This window comes from Streptomyces scopuliridis RB72 (genome assembly GCF_000718095.1).
GTDB lineage: Bacteria > Actinomycetota > Actinomycetes > Streptomycetales > Streptomycetaceae > Streptomyces > Streptomyces scopuliridis.
In genome coordinates this window covers 1-260 of sequence record NZ_JOEI01000106.1, presented here as the reverse complement: position 1 = coordinate 260, position 260 = coordinate 1, and the positions used below count along the sequence as shown (strand labels likewise).

Genomic DNA, 260 nt, shown 5'->3' with positions numbered 1-260 from the left:
CCCCACGACGTTCAGGTACGTGTCCTGCTGGCCGGCGAAGGAGGCCGTCGGCAGGTCCTCTGCCGTGGCGCTGGATCGGACGGCGTAGGCGGCCTGCTCGCCGAGCTGGGCGAGCGCGCGGGTGACCGCCGCCGCGAGATCGCCCGGGATGGTGATCCCTTCGATGGTCCGGCGGATCCGCGCGCTGAGCGTGCGGATCGCCTCCCGGTCGTCCGGGTTCAGGCGCGACAGCTGATCGAGCCGATCGTCGATCGACGGCG

At 72.7% G+C, this 260-nt stretch carries 1 protein-coding gene; it reads right to left on the bottom strand.

What is annotated here, in order from left to right:
- The coding region (locus IF11_RS37530) for a PEP/pyruvate-binding domain-containing protein (protein ID WP_037729557.1) at nt 1-260 on the bottom strand (260 nt) is incomplete at both ends.